Origin of the sequence: Aldersonia sp. NBC_00410, from assembly GCF_026342035.1 — a bacterium.
GTDB lineage: Bacteria > Actinomycetota > Actinomycetes > Mycobacteriales > Mycobacteriaceae > Aldersonia.
Genome location: NZ_JAPENM010000002.1, coordinates 621,677 through 638,275, shown reverse-complemented (window position 1 = coordinate 638,275; position 16,599 = coordinate 621,677). Strand labels below are relative to the sequence as shown.

Sequence of the window (16,599 nt, the reverse complement as noted above, 5' to 3'; positions counted from 1 at the left end):
TCAGCGGCCCTCCCCATCCGGTTCGACGGGCATCGCGTCGATCTGCTCGCGGGCGACCCGGAGCCCGGCGAGCGTCGCATCACCGGGTTGCGCTGCCGCAACGGCATCTGCCCGCTCGTCCGGGAATCCGGCCAGCACACGCGCGGTTTCGCGGAATGTGCACGGCGACGCTCCGCGCGCTGGGGTCAGCCGCTCGCCGGAGCGCAGCGCATCGACGAGTTCCCGCGCGGACTGCGGCGTCTGGTTGTCGAAGAACTCCCAGTTGACCATCACCACGGGTGCGTAATCGCAGGCCGCGTTGCACTCGACGTGTTCGAGCGTGATCGCGCCGTCCGCGGTGGTCTCCCCGGCTGCGATATCGAGGTGCGCCGCGAGAGTTTCCAGGATCGCGTCGCCACCCATCACCGCGCACAACGTGTTGGTGCACACGCCGACGTGGTAGTCGCCGGTGGGGCTGCGGCGGTACATCGAGTAGAAGGTCGCCACGGCGGACACTTCCGCCGCGGTCAGCCCGAGTTGCGCTGCGCAGAACTCGATTCCGGCGGGCGAGACGTAGCCGTCCTCGGACTGCGTCAGGTGCAGCAGCGGCAGCAGCGCCGACCGCGACGTCTGCCGTCGTTGCTCCCCGTCGCCGACGGCATAGCGCGAGATGATCTGGGCGGCATCGGCATCGAGACGCTCGAGTACGTCGGCCGGATAGCTCGCGCGGGCGCCCGGATGCATCAGCGTGCCCGGCTCGTCGCGGCGCCGGCCGAACTCGATGAAGACCGGGGCGTTTCCGTTCGTCGTCATCGATCCACCCCGCCCATCACCGGGTCGATGCTGGCCACCGCGGCGATGATGTCGGCCACCATGCCGCCCTCGCTCATCGCCGCGACCGCCTGCAGATTCGTGAACGACGGGTCGCGGTAGTGCACCCGGTAGGGCCGCGTGCCGCCGTCGCTGACCATGTGCACACCCAGCTCGCCGCGCGGTGACTCGACCGCGATGTACACCTGCCCAGCAGGCACCCGTAGGCCCTCGGTGACGAGCTTGAAATGGTGGATCAGCGCTTCCATCGAGGTGCCCATGATCTTGGCGATGTGCTCGGGCGAGTTGCCGAGCCCGTCGGGGCCGAGGCGCAATTGCGCCGGCCATGCAATCTTCTTGTCGTCCACCATGACCGGGCCGGGTCGCAACTTGTCCAGGCACTGTTCGACGATCTTGATCGATTCGGCCATCTCCTTGACCCGGATCACGTAGCGGCCGTAACAGTCGCACCCGGTGTCGGTGATGACGTCGAATTCGTAGTTCTCGTAGCCGCAGTACGGTTGCGACTTGCGCAGGTCGTGCGGCAGTCCGGTGGAGCGCAGCACCGGGCCGGTGATGCCGAGCGCCATGCAACCGGTGAGATCGAGGTAACCGACGTCTTTGGTGCGCGCCTTCCAGATCGCGTTCTCCCGCAACATCAATTCCAGCTCGCGCAGCCGCTTCGGCAGCAGCACGAGCAGATCCCGGATCTTGCGTTCCGCGTCGTCGGGCAGGTCCTGAATCAACCCGCCCGGGCGGATGTAGGCGTGGTTCATTCGCAGGCCGGTGATGTTCTCGAAGACGTCGAGAATCAGTTCCCGCTCGCGGAATCCGAAGAACATCGCCGTCATCGCGCCGAGTTCGAGTCCGCCGGTGGCCAATGCGACGAGGTGGCTCGAGATGCGGTTGAGTTCCATCAGCAGCACACGCACGATCGTGGCGCGCTCGGGAACCAGGTCGGTGATGTCGAGCAGTTTCTCCACACCGAGGCAGTAGGCGGTCTCGTTGAAGAACGGCGACAGGTAGTCCATCCGGGTCACGAACGTGACGCCCTGCATCCAGTTGCGGTACTCGAGATTCTTCTCGATCCCGGTGTGCAGGTAACCGATTCCGCAGCGGGCCTCGGTGACGGTTTCGCCCTCGATCTCGAGGATGAGCCGCAGCACGCCGTGCGTCGACGGATGCTGCGGACCCATGTTGACGACGATGCGTTCCTCGCCGCGCTCCGCCGCGGCGACGACCTCGTCCCAGTCCTGCCCGGCAACGGTGAACGTCGCGGCGCCTGCGTCCGGGTTGGTGTCGGTGCTCATCAGCTGTAGGCCCTCCGCTCATCGGGTGGCGGAATCTGTGCGCCCTTGTACTCGACCGGGATGCCGCCGAGCGGATAGTCCTTGCGCTGCGGATGCCCCACCCAGTCGTCGGGCATCTCGATCCGGGTGAGCGATGGGTGGCCGTCGAAGACGATGCCGAAGAAGTCGAACGTCTCGCGCTCGTGCCAGTCGGTGGTCGGATACACCCCGTAGAGCGAGGGGATGTGCGGGTCGTCGTCGGCGGCGGCGACCTCGAGCCGGACGCGGCGATTGTGGGTGATGGACAGCAGCGGGTAGACGGCGTGCAGTTCGCGCCCGGTGTCCTTCGGGTAGTGCACGCCGCTCACGCCCAGGCACAGTTCGAAGCGCAGTTCGGGATCGTCGCGCAACACCCGGGCGACGGTGGGCAGGTGCGCGCGGTGCACATGGAAAGTCAGCTCGTCGCGGAACACGACGGTCTGCTCGATGGTGTCGTGGAAGCCGAAGCCCAAGTCGGCAAGCACGGTTTCGAGCCGATCGGCGAGTTCGTCGAAATAGCCCCCGTAGGGCCGCGGCGTCCCGCTGGGCAGCGTGACGGGGCGTACCAGGCGTCCGTAGCCGGAGGTGTCGCCGCTGCCGCGCGCACCGAACATGCCGTGACGCACGTCGATCACCTCGGCCGGTCCCTGCCCCACGGTGCCCTCGGGGCCTGCGGTGGCGGCGGCGTCGATGTCGGTGTCGTTCGGGGAGTTGCCGTTTCGAGGTTCGTCCGGTGAGCTCACCGCAACAGCCCCTTGAATTCGATGGTGGGCCGCACGGCGAGGGCGGCCTGCTCGGCGGCCCGCACCGCCTCCTCGCGATTGACGCCGATCGGTGCCGCGGCGATTTTGTTGTGCAGTTCGATGATCGCGTGCAGCAACATCTCCGGCCGCGGCGGGCAGCCGGGCAGGTAGATGTCGACGGGCACTACGTGGTCGACGCCCTGCACGATCGCGTAGTTGTTGAACATGCCACCCGAGGACGCGCACACGCCCATGGACAGCACCCACTTGGGTTCGACCATCTGGTCGTAGACCTGCCGCAGTACCGGCGCCATCTTCTGGCTGACCCGACCGGCCACGATCATCAGGTCCGCCTGCCGGGGCGAGGCGCGGAACGCCTCCATCCCGAACCGGGCCAGATCGTATCGGCCGGTGCCGGTCGCCATCATCTCGATCGCACAGCAGGCCAGCCCGAACGTCGCGGGCCACAGCGAGCCCTTGCGGGCGTACCCTGCGACCTCCTCGAGCGTGGTCAGCAGGAAGCCGCTCGGCAGCTTCTCCTCGAGGCCCATTTCGCGGCCCTCCTTAGCTCCACTTACCGTCGAGTTGGCTTGGCGGACAGTGCAAGCACGGCCGTCGCGCCAGCTTCGCTTTCAGTCCCAGCGCAGCCCCTCGCGACGCCATTCGTAGGCGTAGGCCACCGAGACGTTGAAGATGAACAGCGCCATCGCGCCGAGACCGAATACGCCGAGGGCGTCGAAGTGGACAGCCCACGGATAGAGGAAGACGATCTCGATATCGAAGATGATGAACAGCATCGCCGTCAGGTAGTACTTCACCGGGAATCGGCCGCCGCCGGGGGGCTGTGGCGTCGGTTCGATTCCGCACTCGTAGGCGTCCAGCTTCGCGCGGTTGTACCGGCGCGGACCGACCATCGACGCCAGGATCACCGAGAAGCCGGCGAAGGCGAAGGCGATGGCGCCGAGTACGAGAATCGGTGCGTACACGTTCACGCGCCACGACCTCCTCTCGCGAGCCTGGTCATCCGGCACCGGACGGCACCTGCGTTGGGTACGGCCACACGACCGTCGATTTCGAAGATAATCCTCGTTCGCCGATCGTGTGAGCTCAGACACACCCTACCGGCGTTGGGTCTGCGCGAATCGTTTTTGAGCCTTGCGAATTGATCGTCGATCGAGCGTGTTCAACGCCCCGTTTCGGGGGCCTCGATCGGGCTGCGCAGCAGTGCGACAACGGCGGTGGTGAGTTCGAACGGGTCGATCGGATGCGCGACCGTGGCCTCGGCGCGCGACCAGTTCGCGAGCCACGCGTCGTCGGCGCGCCCGATCAGCACCAGGATCGGCGGCGGTGCGTCGATCTCGTCCTTGATCTGTTTGGCGATCCCGAGTCCGCCCGCCGGGCTGGCTTCCCCGTCCAGGATCGCCAAGTCGAGACCGCCGGCGTCGAACAGGGCGATGACGGCGGGCGGGGTGGCCGCTTCGATGTACTCGAACGGGGCCAGATCGGGATGCGGACGCTTGCCGAGCGCGAGGCGCACCCGCTCGCGAGTGGCGGCGTTGCTGCTGTAAACGAGCACCCGCAGGACGACCTGTGCGGTGCCGTCGGCGGTGGCGTCGATCACGTCGGGAGACTCTACCGGCCGCGTCCGGTCGGCCGCGGGGATCGACGCGCGCAGCAGCGCGACCAGTCCGACGAAGATCAGCTGAAGAACAGGTGCAGCTGCAGCTCGCCGACGAGGAATCCGAGCGCCGCGCCGACGACGACCAACTTCCACTCGTCCTGTTTGAACGCGGGCCGCAGCAGGCCTTCGAACTCCTCGTTCGTCATCAGGCGCATGCGAGAGGCCAGCAGCGTGGGCAAGTCCATCGCTTGTGCGGCGAGACCACCGAACTCGTCGCGGCGGTCGAGGATACGGTTCACCACCGTGCGCGAGACCGTGGCGCGCATTCGCTCGTAGCGCTCGTTCCCGACGGTGAACTTCACCAGCGGGCCCACGGCGGCGGTCTGGGTGTCGACCGCGCGCTGGATCTCGGTGTCGATCATCGAGAGGAAGATGTCCGAGCGCGGCCCGGTGAGCAGAGCTTCGAAGATGTTCGCCGGGCTGAGGATCTCCTCGGCGATCAGCTTGGTGTAGTCCTTGGTGACTTCCTCGCGCCGCTTGATGAACAACCCTTGCCAGGTAAACAAACCGAACCGCTTCGGGTGGATCGGGCGGAAGATCATCTGCAGCGCGAGCCAGTCGGTGACGAGACCGGTGACCGCACCGAACAGCGGCATGATCAGCGGCGAATGCGTCAGTGCCCACACGAGGGCCTGCACGATGCCGAGGACGAACCCGAACGGGATACCGACGCGGACGATGAAACGCATCTCGGTTTTGCCGATGGTGCGGATCATCTTGACCGTGAGGGCCTTGTCACGGGTGAGCGCGTCCACGGCGAGCATCCGGATGTCGAGTACGTGGTCGACATTGGTCTTCATGGCATCGAGGAAGTTGCCCATGATCCGCGGCACCGATTGTTCGACGCGGGCGATGACGGCGGTCTGCACCGCCTCCGGCATCGCCTTCCAGACGGTCGGCTGGATCTCCGTCATCATCTCGCGCGTGAGTTCCTCGACGAAGTCGTGCATCGGCTTGCCGAGCTTGACCATCAGGTCGTCGAGGTCGATCTCGTCGATGATGTCCTGCGGCTGCAAAATCCGGCGCATCAGTAGATCCACCGATGACGAGGCCATCCGGGGCGCGCTGCGGGGAATGACGCCCTGCCAGCCGAGATAGGGGGGAATGCCCTTGAACTCCAGCGGCCGGAACATCATCTCGACCGCGACGAGCTTGGTGACGTAGCCGATGGCCGCGGCGACGAGCGGCATCATGGCGTAGATCCACCAGTTGTCGCGAATGTCTGCGAGTACGTCGGTCAGGTAGGTCACGCGGAGACCCCGATTGGGTAAAGGCTCATTTGCGTTATCTCCCCGCGAATGAAATGTGCGCCATCAGGGACTCGAACCCCGAACCCGCTGATTAAGAGTCAGCTGCTCTGCCAATTGAGCTAATGGCGCGTACACCGTGTCCGTCTTGGTGGGTCCCACCGTGTTGTTTGGTGCGGCAGAACTTTAACAGGCAGATGTGCCCGGAGTGAAATCCGGTGCCGCCGGGTGCGGGCGCTGCGCCTGTAACAACTGCGCAACGAAGCCTGTCCGTGTCGGCGAATCTGCAGGAGAGCGTGTTCCCCGTCATGGAAGGGTCACCGGGGGCACGGCATAATGTGCTGATTCCCGCCCGATTTGCCCATCCCAAACCGTGATTCGAGTCACACTCGCTCGAGCGTTCTCGAACGGTTGGGACCGCCGAAGTGGAGTTGCCGTATGAACGATCGCGCTTTCCGGCGACATTCGGTGTGGGCACGGATCCTCGTGGGGGTATCCGTGCTGATGCTGGGCTTGTCGGCGTGCTCGTTCGGAGACTCCGCCGAGCAGTCCGCGCCTGCCGTGCCGATCGATTCGAACCCGCTTACCGAGTTGATGAAGCCGAAGCTGACCGCCACCGTCAACAACGGCGACATCGGCATCTCCCCGAGCGTGCCGGTCACCGTGACGGTGGTCGACGGGAAGCTCGGCTCGGTGAACTTGACCACACCGGACAATGTGCCGGTCGCGGGGGCGATGGCACCGGACGGATTGTCGTGGCGCAGCACCGAATCATTGGGCTACAACCGGCAGTACCAGCTGCACGCCGAGGCGTTCGGGCTCAGCGGCGTTGCAGTCAACGATGCATCGTTCACCACCAGCGTGCCGGACAACCTGACCAAGCCGTATCTGATGCCGGGCGACGGGGCGATCGTCGGCATCGGCCAGCCGGTCGCCGTGCAGTTCGACGAGGCCATCCCGGACCGGATCGCCGCACAGAATGCGATCAAGGTCGTGACCGATCCGCCGGTCGAGGGGGCGTTCTACTGGATCAGCTCGAAGGAGGTGCGCTGGCGGCCCGAGCACTTCTGGGCACCCGGCACACGGGTCGACGTGAACGTGAACGTGTACGGCATCGACCTCGGCCAGGGCCTCTACGGTTCCGAGGACGCACACATGAACTTCGGCATCGGTGACCCGGTCATCCTCACCGCCGACGACAACACGCTGCAGGTCACCGTCGAGCGCAACGGCGTGGTCGAACGGACGATGCCGACCTCGATGGGCAAGTCCGACACGCCGACCGACAACGGCGTGTACATCATCGCCGAGCGGCACGACCGGATCATCATGGACTCGTCCACCTACGGCGTGCCGGTCGATTCGCCGGGCGGCTACAAAACGCCCGTCGACTATGCGACCCGGATGTCCTACAACGGGGTCTTCCTGCACTCCGCGCCCTGGTCGGTGGGTCAGCAGGGCTCATCCGACACCAGCCACGGGTGTCTCAACCTGAGCCCCGAGAACGCGATCTGGGTCTACGACAACATCAAGCGCGGCGACATCGTGATCGTGAAGAACACGGTCGGCGGCACGTTGTCCGGGCTCGACGGCCTCGGTGACTGGAACATTCCGTGGGCGGATTGGCGAGCGGGGAACGCGAACCAGAGCTAGGGGACGCTGCGTAACCGCTCGACGAGCGAGCTGCCGGGATCCCGTCGCCAGCGGTGACGAGCGGTTGCGCATCCTCCGGTGCCGACGGGCAACTCGTGCTGATCACCTGTTCGGCGGTACCCGCGGGCCAGCAGGGCCAGTTCGTGCACGGCTTGGTCCCGGGCTACCCCTGGAGATCCACCGCCGCCGGCTCCGCATCCAGCGCGACGTCGACCGTCTGGAGCGCCATCACGAGGGCAGCGCCCGCTGCAGTCACCGCGACGAGGACACCGATTCCGTAGAGCACGGCGGGAATGCCGATAGCGGATGCCAGCGGAAACGCGATGGCTATGCCGATCGGATTCATGACGCCGATCAGTCCCGATTCCAGGGCGCCGACCCGGGCGAGGAAGCGCTCGGGGACGGCGGCTTGGACGTAGGCGTCGAAAGCGATACCGGCGATCTCGGTGACGAAGGTCGTCGCCAACACGGTGACCACAATGGGAACGAGGTCGAGTGGCACGGCGATCGACGCCAGTTCCAGAGGGGTCAGTACGCCGAAGGCGATGAGGGTGAACGGTACCGTCCGACGCACCCGCACCCGGGTGGCGACGATGCTACCCAGAAGCGCAGCGACGGCCATCGCGGTGACGATCGACGACCATGCTTCGATTCCGCCGAGGTGCTCCTTGGCAACCACTGGCCCCAGCACGGCGACCGCCGCCGACCCGAGTTGAACTCCCGCGTACACCGCCATCACGGCGAACACGCCGGGGATGTCGGGGATGATGCGGAGGGTGTCGCGGAATCGGATCCGGCCGTCGTCGTGCTCCTTCGTGTGCTGTTCATCGACGATGCGTCGGCGCAGCAGGGCGAGGGTCGCAACACTGACGAACAACGTTGCGACGTCGAAGAACAACGCGAGCGCAACCCCGCCCCACACCACGAGGGTCGCACCCAATGCCGGCCCCAGTACCAGGCCAACATTCGAGGCCATGCCCAATAGCGCGTTCGCGCGTTGCAGCTCGTCCCGCGGCACCAGTTTGGGCATCAGCGCGATGCTCGACGGTACGAAGAATGCGGTGCCCGCACCGTAGATTGCTGCGGACGCCACCATGTACCCGGACCTTGCATCACCGAGCGCGAACGGGATCGCAACCAGGAGTTGGGCACCCAATCGGGCCACGTCGGCGCCGACCATGACCGCAGCCTTGTTGTGCTTCTCCGCAAAGGTGGAAGCGAACGGCAGCAAGAGGATCCGAGCCAGCCACAGTGCGAGGAGCACAAGCGGAATCAGACCACCGGATGGTGCGACCTCGAGAGCCGCGAACGCAAACACGATCGGAACGAAGCCGTTCGCGATGGCCGACGTTGCCTGGCCTGCGTAGTAGAGCCCGAAGTTGGCGTTGATCACGGGTTTCATCGTGCCCCCCGCATCACCCCGGTTCGAGGCCCGCGTCGCGCGCGACCACCACCGCCTGCGCCCGATCGCGAAGGTCGAGCTTCGCGAACACGTGGCGAATGTGGGTCTTGACGGTCGCCATACTGATGAACAGCTCCTCGGCGATCTCGGTGTTCGAGCGGCCGGCGCCGATGAGCGCCAGAATCTCCCGTTCGCGCTCGCTCAGGTCGGCGAAACCGGGTGGCGTGCGCGCCTCGGTCGGCGGTTGCGCGGAGAAGTGGTCCATCATCCGTGCGAGGACCGCGGGTGCGATCACCGGTTGCCCCGATGCCGTGCGTTCTACGGCGTCGATCAGGCCCTCGGCGGTGACGTCCTTCAACAGAAATCCCGATGCCCCCGCGCGGAGTGCGTCCACCACATGCTGATCGAGATCGAAGGTCGTGAGGACGACGACCCGGGCGCCGTTGTCGAGACCCACGATGCGGCGCGTCGCTTCGACGCCGTCGACACCGGGCATCCGTAGATCCATCAACACGATGTCGGGGTGCAATTCGGCGGCGGCCGCCACACCCGCCTCGCCGTCGGCCGCTTCGCCCACTACGTCGACGCCGCCGAGTTCGAGAATGGTGCGTAACCCCTGACGGACGAGGGCCTGGTCGTCCACCACGAGCACCCGGGTCATGACGCGCCCGCACCGAACGGGATGGCGACCCGGACGTCGAATCGTCCACGGTCGACGCGGGATTCGAACGTGCCGCCCAACAACTCTGCTCGGTGCCGGATCCCGGACAGGCCCCGCCCGGGCCGCAGTGGTGCCGAGCGTGTCGTGCGATTGGTCGAACACAACTGCACGCGATCGGGCAGCCAGTCGACAACGATGTCGACTCGTTCCCCCGGCGCATGCCGGCCGGCATTGGTGAGGCATTCCCGCACAATCCGATTGACCGCGAACACGGTCCGCGAACGCTCCGGCGGTGGTGCGCCGGTGACCGTCAGCGTGTTCGCGATCCCGACAGAACGGGCATGATCGGCGAGGTTCGCGAGGTCTCGATCATCGGGTCCCTCCTCTTCATGCAGTGGCGCGAGCATGTCGAGGACTTGCCGGATCTGCACCATCGTTTCGTGGGCAGTGCTGCGGATCGCCTCGACCGGCGCGACCGCCTTGTCCGGCGACCGCTGTAATGCCGCCGCCGCGGCTTCTGCTTGAATCGCGATCAGGGTCACCTCGTGGCCGACCACATCGTGCAATTCCCTTGCGATGCGGGCACGTTCGGATAGCACGGCGGCTTCTTCCGCACGCAGCCGCTCATTCCTGAGCTCGCGGGTGAGCGCACTGATCTCCTCGGTCCGGCGGCGCTGGTAGAGCATCAGACGGCCGGCCACGACCGGTGCCACCACGACGAGAACCGCGCCGATTGCTGCCACCGGGAGTTCGGGGCCGAGCAATGTACCGACCGCCGATGTGATTGCCGCCCACGCGGTAACGGCGAGCACCAGTCGATCCGGGCGGCCCCGCGAGCCCAACGCATAGAACTGCAGGACGACCGCCACGAACCCGAGCAGGGGAAACCCGGTGAGCGGGATCAGCCAGAACAACGACGAGACGAACGCGGACATCACCGGGTACGTCCGACGCCAGGCCAGCGGCAGCATCGAACCGACCACGTACACCGGTCCGGCACCGTGATCTGCGATCGGGACGAGCGCGACCTGGACCAGGCCGGTCACCACGAACACCACGGCGAGCACCGCGTCCACAGGCGTGGTGTGCAACCGGTCGGATATCGCCACGTGGTGAGCGTAGGAGAGTCGGCGACGTCGCGTCATCATCCCGCGGGATGAGCGGTCAGCAGCCCCTGGGCCGAGGCGAAATCCGGCCTGCGGTCGATGTGTCACCCGTGCCGAAATTCCTACCGTTTATTCGACGCCGCTCGCTCCGAGCAGACACTCGACGCACTGGAGAGACCCATGCACGCAACATATCTCGACCCGACGCCGGTTCGTGGCGGTCCGCACCGATCCCCGGCCGACACTAGGCTGCTACGGATCAGCGCCCGGTTCGGACTGGCGTTCACCACCTGCCAGCTCGCGGTCATGGCCGCAATGGCGCTCGTCGTACTTCCCCGTGGTGGCTCGCCGAGCGATCCCGCGGTCGAGCGCGGCACCGACGTTTTCGCGGCGGAATACCTGTACCGCCTCGGGAACTTCGCCTTCATGGTCGCCGGGATGCTGATGCTCGGCTTCCTCGGCGTGGTTGCGGCCCGGCTGCGCGCGGCGGACAGCTCGGGAGTCCTTGCGACGGTGGCAGTGGCGTCCGGCGCGCTGCTCGCACTGATCTGGCCGATGACCGGGATGCTGCACGACGTCGCACTCGAGGCCGCGGGTGCGGGCAGCGACCCGCGGATTCTGGCCGGCTGGGACTCGGTGGCGCCCTTCGGCCTGGCGTTCTCGGTGCTGCCGCGGCTGTTCTTCGTCGGCGCAATCGTGGCGAGCCTGTACCGAACCGGGCGCGCGCCGTGGCTGCGCCGGACCGGTGTCGCGCTGCTGCCGCTGGGCCTGGTCGGCAGCGCCACCCTCGTCTTCGCCGGACTGTTCCCGGTGCTGGCCGTCAGCACGCTCGGCTACGAGCTCTGGATCGGCGCCCTCGCATGGCACTGGCTGCGCACCACCGACCGCTGATCGAACACCGAAACCCAAGGAGATCCGAATGAACACCACTTTCACCACACAGGTCGAACTTCCCGGGCAGTGCTGTGTCGCGGAGGGCCCGATCGATCACACCGGCATGTACGTCATGCATCACGCGATCCGGCGCGACCTGGCAAACCTGGTCGCCGCGACCGCGCAGACCCCACCCGGTGACCGCACCACGTGGGAGAACCTCGCGCACTATTGGCACCTTTTCGCCGAACTGCTGCACCACCATCACACCGCCGAGGACGACCACTACTGGCCGGTGCTCGCCGACGCCGCGAACCGGCGCGGGACCGAGTCGGACCGTAGCGTCGTCGCGGCGATGGCCGCCGAGCACTGCGCGATCGATCCGGTCCTCGCGGCTTGCCGCGCGGGATTCCAGGATGTGCAGGCCCAACCGAGTCGCGAACGGGTCGATGTGCTGCATCAGCGGCTCGAAGTCGCACGCGGCGTCATTTCCGACCACATGGCACACGAGGAACGGGACGCACTCACCCTGGTGCAGCGGGTGGTGAGCCCGCAGGAGTACGCGCAAATCGAGCGCGGGATCGGCAAGTCGTACCCGTTGCGGGTGGTGCGCACGCTCGTGCCCTGGGCGTTCCATGGGCTGCCGGAAACCGTTGGCGACGACCTGTTGGCGAAGGCCGGGCTGCCCGAACGAATGCTGTTGCGGCTCGGCCGTCGGAGCTTCGAGCGGCGGCACGCGGCAGCGTTCCGGTACGTGTCCGACTGCTGATTGCGCGGCTGTGATCGCGCCCAAAACGACGAAGGCCCCGGCGGGCAGCCGGGGCCTTCGTGCTGGGGTGAGTGACGGGACTCGAACCCGCGACAGCCAGGATCACAACCTGGTGCTCTACCAACTGAACTACACTCACCATCGCTCGACGCTCCGCGAGGAACGACCAGCGCGCTCGATAGTAGCGTGCCGACTACCTCGCGTGCCAATCGCCCGCTCAGCCGGCGCCGATGTGTCCACCCTCGGTCGGGGCCGGCACGGCCGCGTTGGCGGTGCCGGAAATCTCGGCCGCAATCGCGGCGATATCGGCCGTCGAGGGCCCCGGATCGGGCACGAACACCGTCCGCCGGTAGTACTGCAATTCGCGAATCGACTCCTGGATATCGGCGAGCGCGCGGTGCGCGAGCCCCTTCTCCGGCTGGCCGAAGTAGATGCGCGGATACCAGCGCCGGCACAGCTCTTTGATCGAACTGACGTCGATCATGCGGTAGTGCAGGTACGCGTCGAGGTCGGGCATGTCGCGGGCAATGAAGCCCCGGTCGGTGGCGATCGAGTTTCCGGCCAGCGGCACGGTCCCGGCGGCGGGAATGTGCTCACGGATATAGGCAAGAACCCGTTCCTGCGCTTGTTCGAGGGTCACGGTGGACCGGCGCACCTCCTCGGTCAGCCCGGAACGCCGATGCATCTCGGTGACGACGTCGGGCATCGAATCGAGCGCCGTGTCGTCGGCGTGGATCACAATGTCCACGCCGTCTCCGAGGATGTTCAGGTCTGCGTCCGTGACGAGCGCCGCAACCTCGATCAGCTTGTCACTGTCGAGGCGCAGTCCGGTCATCTCACAGTCGATCCACACGAGTTTGTCCTGCACCCGACACAGCGTAGTCAGATGCCGACCGCGTCCGTGCGAGACATGGCCCGTGCGCTGCTATCCGCCCAGCTTCTTGTAGAAGCTGCCGACGATCGGCGCCGTGATCGCGCGTGGGCTGTACTGCCCCGCAACGGACATGCCCTTGCTCAGCAGGCCGGGCACGACGCGCATCTTGTTGCGACCGAGCGCGTCCAGAGCGGCCTTCGCGGTGTATTCGGTGTCGACCCAGAGGAAGTCCGGGACCAGGCGGTCCACGATCGACGCCTCGGCCGGATCGGGCGCGGTGGTCCGCACCGGGCCGGGCGCGAGCAGCGTGACGTGGACGCCGCAGCCTTTCAGCTCCGAACGCAACGACTCGGAGAACGAGTTCACGAACGCCTTCGTGGCGGCATAGGTCGTGTTGTTCGGGATCGGCATGTTGCCCGCGGCGGAGCCGACGATCAGGATCGCGCCCGACTTGCGCGCGACCATGCCCGGCAGCACCGCGAGGGTGAGGTCGTGCACCGCGACGGCATTGAGTTCGACCTGCGCGCGTTCGTAACCCGGGTCCAGGTCCGCGACCGGGCCGAACGTCGCGATGCCCGCGTTGTTGCACAGGATCGTGATCTCGCGCTCGGCAAGTTCGGCGACGAGACCGGCGCGCGCGTCGCGGGCGGAAAGGTCGACGGCACGAACCTCGGCGGTGACGCCGTGCGCTGCGTGCAGCCGCTGGGCAAGCGCATCGAGCAGTTCGCCGCGGCGGGCGACGAGGATCAGCGAGTGCCCCCGCGCGGCAAGCTCGGCCGCCAGCGCCTCGCCGATACCGGACGACGCTCCGGTGACGACGGCGCGGCCATGTTCGGTGGGGTTCGGCAAGCTCACGTCACGCACCCTATCGAGAGCCGTGCCTACAACCGCGCGGCGAGGCGGGTGCCCTGCGCGATGGCGCGCTTGGCGTCGAGTTCGGCCGCGACGTCCGCGCCGCCGATCAGGTGCACCCGCACCTTCGCCGCAGCGAGCTCGTCGGCGAGTTCGCGCACCGACTCCTGCCCGGCGCACACGACGACGTTGTCCACCTCGACGACCCGCGGACGCTCACGCCGCGGCCCGAACGAGATGTGCAACCCGGCGTCGTCGATCCGCTCGTAATTGACTCCGCCGAGCTGCTCGATGCCTTTGGCTTTCAACGCTGCGCGATGCACCCAGCCGGTCGTCTTGCCGAGGCCCTTGCCGAACGGTGTCGACTTACGTTGCAGCAGAACCACTTCGCGGGCCGGGGGAGCGGACTGTGGAGTGCTGAGCGCCCCGCGTGCGACCTCCGGTTCGGTGACGCCCCATTCCTGTTTCCAGTCGTCGACCTTCAGGCTCGGCGACCCGTCGACGGTGAGGAACTCGCTGACGTCGAAACCGATTCCGCCAGCGCCGATCACGGCAACACGCTTGCCGACGGGCCGCTCCTCGCGGACCAACTCCGGGTACGTGAGCACCATCGGATGATCGATGCCGGGAATGTTCGGCACCCGCGGACGCACGCCGGTCGCGAGCACGACATCGTCGTAATCGCCCTCGATCAGCTCCGCCGCTGTCACCCGGGTGCCGAGCCGCAGCTGTACACCGGTGACGTCGACGCGGCGGGTGAAATATCGGATGGACTCGGCGAACTCCTCCTTGCCGGGAATCCGCCGGGCCAGGTCGAACTGGCCACCGATCCGTTGGTCGGCTTCGAAGAGGTCGACGTGATGGCCGCGCTCGGCGGCTGCCGTTGCCGCCGCGAGCCCAGCCGGCCCTGCCCCCACGACGGCAATCCGTTTGGTGCGTCGCGTCGGCAGCAGGCGTAGCTGCGTTTCGTGCCCCGCCCGCGGATTGAGCAGGCAGGACACCGTTTTGTTGGCGAACGCGTGGTCGAGGCAGGCCTGGTTGCACGCGATGCAGGTGTTGATGTCCGCCACCAGATCGAGGTCTGCCTTGTTTACCCACTGTGGGTCGGCGAGCAGCGGGCGCGCCATCGAGATCAGGTCCGCGTCGCCGCGGGTGAGGATTTCCTCGCCGGTCTCGGGCATGTTGATCCGATTCGACGCGCATACCGGAATCCCCACGTGAACTTTGAGTTTGGCGGTGAAGTTCACGAAGGCGGCACGAGGCACCGAGGTGACGATGGTCGGCACCCGCGACTCGTGCCAGCCGATATCGGTGTTGAGGATGTCCACGCCGGCAGCTTCGAGTTCTTTGGCGAGCGAGATGATCTCGTCCCAGCTCTGGCCGTTCTCGACGAGGTCCGCCATCGACAGCCGAAAGAGGATCACGAAACCGCGGCCGACCTTCGCTCGGATGCGGTGCACGATCTCGGTCGCGATCCGGCGCCGATTCGCCGGGCTGCCGCCCCACTGGTCGGTGCGTTTGTTGGTCCGCGGGGCGAGGAACTGGTTGATGAAATAGCCTTCGCCGCCCATGATCTCGACTCCGTCGTAGCCGGCGAAGCGAGCGAGTTCGGCACACCGGGCGTAGTCGTCGATGGTTTGCTCGATACCCTTGGCGGACAGCGCGCGAGGGCGGAACGGGTTGATGGGTGCCTTGATCGATGATGCCGACACGCTGCCCGGCATGTACGAGTAGCGCCCGGCGTGCAGGATCTGCAGGGCGATCTTGCCGCCTTCGGCGTGCACCGCGTCGGTGATGATTCGGTGTCGGTAGGCCTCGGTGCGATTGGTCAGCTTGGCGCCGAACGGAAGGAGCCAGCCGGCCCGATTCGGGGCGTATCCGCCGGTGACGATAAGGCCGACGCCGCCGCGGGCGCGCTCGGCGTAGAACGCGGCGAGCCGCCGCGCATTCCAGGCGCGGTCCTCCAACCCGGTATGCATCGATCCCATCACGACGCGGTTGCGCAGCGTGGTGGACCCGAGGTCGAGCGGACTGAGCAAGTGCGGATAGGACGTCATGGCGCCGTGGCCCTTTCGTGATCGGAACGGTCGAGCGCGTCGAGCACCTCGGAGCACCACTCGGTGAAACCTTCTTCGACGCGGATACCGCCGCGCAGCACGAGATATTGGTGCAATGCCGTGCCGGACAGTGCAGCTGGATCGGGAAAGTCGCGTTTCTCCATGTAGCGGAAGACATCGAGCCGTTCGGCGTGCCGGTCGCGGTGGCGGGTCACTTCGGCGCACAACGCGGACAGGTCGCCATGGACGGCTGCGCGGATCTTGAGCGCGAGTTCCTCGCGGAGCGGACCCGGTGGACTGGACGTGGCAATCCAGTCGGCGAGTTCGGCGCGGCCGACGGCGGTCACTCGGTACATTTTTTTGTCCGGACGGCCGGACTGCGCGATGTTGTCGTTTTCGACCCAGCCGAGGTCGTCCATGCGCTTGAGCACGCGGTAGATCTGCTGGTGCGTGGCAGCCCAGAAGAAGCCGATCGACTTGTCGAACCGGCGTGCCAGCTCGTAGCCCGAGCCCGAGTGTTCGCTCAGGGCGACCAGGATCGCGTGTTCGAGTGCCACGGGCCGT

17 protein-coding genes and 2 tRNA genes are annotated in these 16,599 nt (G+C 66.6%); 3 read left to right on the top strand and 16 right to left on the bottom strand.

Annotation, left to right across the window (positions count from 1 at the left end; all coding sequences use genetic code 11):
- The 8 genes from nuoE to OG921_RS06690 all read right to left on the bottom strand — a co-directional run bounded on the left by nuoE (position 1) and on the right by OG921_RS06690 (position 5,920).
- Positions 1-792, bottom strand: a complete 792-nt coding sequence (nuoE, locus tag OG921_RS06725) for an NADH-quinone oxidoreductase subunit NuoE (protein ID WP_266111564.1) — start codon at positions 790-792, stop codon at positions 1-3.
- Positions 789-2,099, bottom strand: coding sequence for an NADH dehydrogenase (quinone) subunit D (gene nuoD / locus OG921_RS06720; RefSeq protein ID WP_266111563.1), 1,311 nt, complete (start codon positions 2,097-2,099; stop codon positions 789-791). The genes nuoE and nuoD overlap by 4 nt, the downstream gene beginning before the upstream one ends.
- Complete coding sequence (locus tag OG921_RS06715; RefSeq protein ID WP_266111652.1) at positions 2,099-2,809, bottom strand: NADH-quinone oxidoreductase subunit C; 711 nt, start codon at positions 2,807-2,809, stop codon at positions 2,099-2,101. The genes nuoD and OG921_RS06715 overlap by 1 nt, the downstream gene beginning before the upstream one ends.
- A gap of 47 nt (positions 2,810-2,856) precedes the next feature.
- Positions 2,857-3,411 (bottom strand): NADH-quinone oxidoreductase subunit B family protein, encoded by a 555-nt coding sequence (locus tag OG921_RS06710; RefSeq protein WP_266111562.1) that lies wholly within the window; start codon positions 3,409-3,411, stop codon positions 2,857-2,859.
- Between the two features lie 81 nt (positions 3,412-3,492).
- A complete protein-coding gene (locus tag OG921_RS06705) occupies positions 3,493-3,852 on the bottom strand; it encodes an NADH-quinone oxidoreductase subunit A (protein ID WP_266111561.1) in 360 nt (119 codons plus the stop codon).
- A gap of 191 nt (positions 3,853-4,043) precedes the next feature.
- Entirely contained in the window at positions 4,044-4,481 is a 438-nt protein-coding gene (locus OG921_RS06700; RefSeq protein WP_266111560.1) for a hypothetical protein, read from the bottom strand.
- A 77-nt stretch (positions 4,482-4,558) separates the two neighbouring features.
- Positions 4,559-5,791, bottom strand: a complete 1,233-nt coding sequence (locus OG921_RS06695; RefSeq protein WP_266111559.1) for a DUF445 domain-containing protein — start codon at positions 5,789-5,791, stop codon at positions 4,559-4,561.
- Positions 5,792-5,847: 56 nt separating this feature from the next.
- Positions 5,848-5,920, bottom strand: a tRNA-Lys gene (locus OG921_RS06690).
- Positions 5,921-6,292: 372 nt separating this feature from the next.
- On the opposite strand from OG921_RS06690, the gene OG921_RS06685 reads away from it, so the two are divergent.
- Entirely contained in the window at positions 6,293-7,441 is a 1,149-nt protein-coding gene (locus OG921_RS06685; protein ID WP_266111651.1) for an Ig-like domain-containing protein, read from the top strand.
- A gap of 163 nt (positions 7,442-7,604) precedes the next feature.
- Here the strand turns inward: OG921_RS06685 and OG921_RS06680 are convergent, their stop codons facing one another.
- From OG921_RS06680 to OG921_RS06670, 3 genes are read right to left on the bottom strand one after another with little or no spacing between them, the layout of a single operon-like run.
- Positions 7,605-8,834 carry an MFS transporter gene (locus OG921_RS06680; RefSeq protein ID WP_266111558.1) on the bottom strand — a complete coding sequence of 410 codons (1,230 nt, stop codon included), beginning with the start codon at positions 8,832-8,834 and terminating at the stop codon, positions 7,605-7,607.
- 22 nt (positions 8,835-8,856) lie between these two features.
- Complete coding sequence (locus OG921_RS06675) at positions 8,857-9,504, bottom strand: response regulator transcription factor (RefSeq protein ID WP_266111557.1); 648 nt, start codon at positions 9,502-9,504, stop codon at positions 8,857-8,859.
- Positions 9,501-10,613 carry a sensor histidine kinase gene (locus OG921_RS06670; RefSeq protein WP_266111556.1) on the bottom strand — a complete coding sequence of 371 codons (1,113 nt, stop codon included), beginning with the start codon at positions 10,611-10,613 and terminating at the stop codon, positions 9,501-9,503. Before OG921_RS06670 ends, OG921_RS06675 begins: the two co-directional genes overlap by 4 nt.
- 177 nt (positions 10,614-10,790) lie before the next feature.
- Here OG921_RS06670 and OG921_RS06665 point away from each other — a divergent pair, with 177 nt between their 5' ends.
- A complete protein-coding gene (locus OG921_RS06665; RefSeq protein WP_266111555.1) occupies positions 10,791-11,501 on the top strand; it encodes a hypothetical protein in 711 nt (236 codons plus the stop codon).
- A 28-nt stretch (positions 11,502-11,529) separates the two neighbouring features.
- A complete protein-coding gene (locus OG921_RS06660; protein WP_266111554.1) occupies positions 11,530-12,252 on the top strand; it encodes a hemerythrin domain-containing protein in 723 nt (240 codons plus the stop codon).
- Between the two features lie 63 nt (positions 12,253-12,315).
- On the opposite strand, the gene OG921_RS06655 is transcribed toward OG921_RS06660, so the two are convergent.
- The 5 genes from OG921_RS06655 to OG921_RS06635 form a co-directional block, all read right to left on the bottom strand.
- Positions 12,316-12,391 (bottom strand) — tRNA-His (locus OG921_RS06655).
- A 78-nt stretch (positions 12,392-12,469) separates the two neighbouring features.
- Positions 12,470-13,120 (bottom strand): oligoribonuclease, encoded by a 651-nt coding sequence (gene orn / locus OG921_RS06650; RefSeq protein WP_266111553.1) that lies wholly within the window; start codon positions 13,118-13,120, stop codon positions 12,470-12,472.
- Between the two features lie 57 nt (positions 13,121-13,177).
- Entirely contained in the window at positions 13,178-13,981 is an 804-nt protein-coding gene (gene cmrA, locus OG921_RS06645; protein WP_266111552.1) for a mycolate reductase, read from the bottom strand.
- A 26-nt stretch (positions 13,982-14,007) separates the two neighbouring features.
- Positions 14,008-16,035 (bottom strand): NADPH-dependent 2,4-dienoyl-CoA reductase, encoded by a 2,028-nt coding sequence (locus OG921_RS06640; protein ID WP_266111551.1) that lies wholly within the window; start codon positions 16,033-16,035, stop codon positions 14,008-14,010.
- Positions 16,032-16,592 (bottom strand): PadR family transcriptional regulator, encoded by a 561-nt coding sequence (locus OG921_RS06635; RefSeq protein WP_266111550.1) that lies wholly within the window; start codon positions 16,590-16,592, stop codon positions 16,032-16,034. The genes OG921_RS06640 and OG921_RS06635 overlap by 4 nt, the downstream gene beginning before the upstream one ends.
- Between the last annotated feature and the right edge of the window lie 7 nt (positions 16,593-16,599).